Source organism: Mesorhizobium sp. M1E.F.Ca.ET.041.01.1.1 (assembly GCF_003997355.1).
Lineage (GTDB): Bacteria > Pseudomonadota > Alphaproteobacteria > Rhizobiales > Rhizobiaceae > Mesorhizobium.
This window is the reverse complement of the sequence record NZ_RZSL01000646.1, coordinates 1-3,088: the sequence shown is the minus strand read 5'-3', so window position 1 is coordinate 3,088 and position 3,088 is coordinate 1. Positions and strand designations below refer to the sequence as shown.

3 protein-coding genes and 1 pseudogene are annotated in these 3,088 nt (G+C 65.2%); 2 read left to right on the top strand and 2 right to left on the bottom strand.

Annotated features, from left to right (window positions below):
* A pseudogene (locus EOA38_RS31850) lies at positions 1-501 on the bottom strand (GNAT family N-acetyltransferase); the annotation flags it as partial.
* A gap of 90 nt (positions 502-591) precedes the next feature.
* Between EOA38_RS31850 and EOA38_RS31845 the strand changes: the two are divergent.
* Positions 592-1,650, top strand: a complete 1,059-nt coding sequence (locus EOA38_RS31845; protein WP_127301090.1) for a polysaccharide deacetylase family protein — start codon at positions 592-594, stop codon at positions 1,648-1,650.
* A gap of 9 nt (positions 1,651-1,659) precedes the next feature.
* Here the strand turns inward: EOA38_RS31845 and EOA38_RS31840 are convergent, their stop codons facing one another.
* Positions 1,660-1,875 (bottom strand): DUF2842 domain-containing protein, encoded by a 216-nt coding sequence (locus tag EOA38_RS31840; RefSeq protein WP_126094196.1) that lies wholly within the window; start codon positions 1,873-1,875, stop codon positions 1,660-1,662.
* 152 nt (positions 1,876-2,027) lie between these two features.
* Between EOA38_RS31840 and EOA38_RS31835 the strand changes: the two genes are divergently transcribed.
* Positions 2,028-3,088: COX15/CtaA family protein (locus tag EOA38_RS31835; RefSeq protein ID WP_145966163.1), on the top strand; the 1,061-nt coding region annotated here is incomplete at its 3' end.

The window sequence follows — 3,088 nt, the reverse complement described above, 5'->3', positions numbered from 1 at the left end:
AAAATGGGGCAGCGCGGCAAGCGGGTTGGCGACGCCGTCGAGATCGGGCAGCAGCCGCTCCAGCGCAACAAGGTCGATGTCCGGCCGCGCCTTGGCGATTGCCGAGAGTAGGGAACGGATAGCCGAGCCGTCGATCCTTTGCAGCGACCGCTGGTCGGCGGCGGGAAAATTCCCGTTGGCGTGACGTCCGCCGGCGAAACGGGCGACCTGGAACAGGCCTCTCCGGACGACTTCGAGCGCCAGCACAAGCACCGGCCTGCCTTCGGCGTTCAGCGTGGCGACCACCATGTCGGCCTTGGTCTCGGCCGCCCAGTTGCGCACCCAGGATGCGCTCTGTGCCGGAGCAAACAGCGCCGAAGCGCAGAATTGCGCGTAATCGGCAAGGCCGGCGCCGTCACTCACCGCCGCCGTCAGTCGGGTCTGGTTCGAGGCAGGCGCACGCGCCGGCGCTTCATTGGCCGCGACCCGATTGCCGTCAAATGACGCGGCGGCGTCAACCATCCCTCAATCCTTAAGACGTATTGGTTGCAACCTGGGGTTCGCATAGGCGCAAGTCGTGCTTGGATGAGCCTAGGCGCAAAAGGTGAAGGAATGATCGACGGGGGCGAGGCGATCCGGAAACTGGCCTTGAACGTTGCCCGCTACACCGGCCTCGCTCCGCTGGCGAAGCCGTTCGTCGGCGGCATCGGCGCCATCCTGATGCTGCATCGCGTGACCGCCACGCCCGAGAAGCCGAACAGCGTCAATCGCCACCTGAACATCGCCCCAGCCTTCCTCGACAAGCTGATCGCCGACATGAAGGGAAGGGGCTATGCCTTTGTTACCCTTGATGAAGCGATCGAACGCATCGAGGCGGGTGGCAAACACGGCCAGTTTGCCACGATCACCGCCGACGATGCCTATCGCGATAACATGACCGAGGCGCTGCCGGTGCTGGAAAAGCACGGCGCGCCGATCACCATCTATGTCGCGCCAGGCCTGATCGACGGTGCCGTCGACCTGTGGTGGGACGTCGTCGAGGATATCGTCGACACCAGCTCACACCTGACGCTGAAGACCGCGAGAGGATCGGCGGTCGTCGATTGCTCGACGCCTGGCCGAAAGGTTCAGGTCATTGCACGGCTGAATGCCTGGTTGACCCTTGAAGTCCCGGAAGAAGAGCAGGGCGCCGCGCTGCGCGAACTGGCGCGTTCCAACGGGATCGAACTTGGCGAGAGCCGTCCCGGCACGCTTATGAGCTGGGACGAGATCCGTGCGGTGGCCGCGCATCCGCTGGTGACGATCGGCGCGCATACCGTCAACCACCGCAACCTCAAGCGGCTCACGGAAGTGGACGCGCGCCACGAGATCGGTGAGGTCCGGCGCATCCTCGAGGAAAGGCTCGGGCTGGATCCGCGCCATTTCGCTTACCCTTACGGCTATGCCAGCGCGGTCGGCTGCCGCGAGGTGGGTTTTGCCCGAGACGCCGGCTATGTCTCGGCGGTGACGACCCGGCACGGCGTGCTGAGAGCCGAGCATGCCGGCTTCCTGCATGCGCTGCCGCGCATCTCGGTCAACGGCCGCTACCAGAGCGTAGCCCATATCCGCACGATGCTATCGGGCGTGACGACGCCGCTCGCCAATGCCGGCAAGATGGTCGTTACGATCTGATAAGGCGGTTCAGCCCTTCTGAGGTGGCTCCAGGATCAGCCATTTGATGATTCCCATTGCCGGCAGCACCCAGAGCAGGCCGCTGAACAGGAAGAACAGGAAATGCGCCGTCGCGCCATATTCGGCGAGCCTGGTGACCGCGACGGCCGAAGCGATCAGCGCATAGATGATGACCAGCGCCACCAGCAGGATGGTTCCGATCAGCTTTTTCAGGCGAATGGGCATGTCGCGGTTCCGTTGACCCGCATCGCTTAGGCCGAACGACGGCCATGCGCAACCATAGCTCACCGGCGCGACGGCGTGCCGCGCTGTGCGGCCTTGCCACCGGGACGGTCATGGTCCACCAATCGCGCGTTTCAATTGCCGGGAACCGTCCCATGGCCGCCATCACCGCCACGGCCCCATACGCCGCCCGCGACCGCGATCTGCGCAACCGCGCACTGGTGCGCGGCTGGCTGTACTTCGTGCTGCTCGTGCTGGTTGCGCTGGTGCTCATCGGCGGCGCCACCCGGCTCACCGGTTCCGGTCTGTCGATCACCGAGTGGAAGCCGATCCACGGCGTCATCCCGCCGCTCAACGATGCCGAGTGGCAGGAAGAATTCCAGCGCTACCAGCAGATCCCGCAATATGCCGAGCTCAACGATGGCATGAGCATCGAGGCGTTCAAGTCGATCTTCTGGTGGGAATGGGTGCATCGCATCCTTGCGCGCAGCGTCGGCGTCGTCTTTGCCCTGCCGCTCCTGTTCTTCTGGGCAACACGCCGCATCGAGCGCGGCCTCGGGCCGAAGCTGTTAGGCATCCTCCTGCTCGGAGCCCTGCAGGGCGCCATCGGCTGGTGGATGGTGGCCTCGGGGCTGGTCGACCGCGTCTCGGTCAGCCAGTACCGGCTGGCCACGCATCTGACGATCGCGGCGCTGATCTACACCGCCACCACGGTGGTCGCGCGAGGGTTGGCGCCACACTCCGAGCGCGCCGCCGACCGCTCGACGCAGCGGCTTGCCGGCTTCATCGTGCTTTTGGCGCTGATCCAGATCTATCTCGGCGGGCTGGTTGCCGGCCTCCACGCCGGCTTGAGCTACAACACATGGCCGCTGATGGACGGAAAGGTGATCCCGGCTGATCTCTTCTTGCTGAAACCCGCCTGGCTGAACTTCTTCGAGAATCCGAAGACGGTGCAGTTCGTGCACCGGCTCGGCGCCTACGCGCTCTTTGTGGTGTCGCTCTGGCATATGATCGCCACGTGGCGGCGCCAGCCCGCCACGACGCATGCCCGCCGCGCCACGCTGCTGTTCCTGCTGGTGCTGGTGCAGGCCTCGATCGGCATCGGCACGCTCTTGATGCAGGTGCCGTTGCACATGGCGTTGACCCACCAGGGCTTCGCGCTGATCGTGCTCGGCTTTGCCGCCGCGCATTGGCGCGGCACCAAGGGCGCTTATCC

What these genes read in the sequence shown, in the direction of transcription:
- EOA38_RS31840 (WP_126094196.1), bottom strand. Translation starts at nt 1,875, where the DNA reads ATGCCCATTCGCCTGAAAAAGCTGATCGGAACCATCCTGCTGGTGGCG.
- EOA38_RS31845 (WP_127301090.1), top strand. Translation starts at nt 592, where the DNA reads ATGATCGACGGGGGCGAGGCGATCCGGAAACTGGCCTTGAACGTTGCC.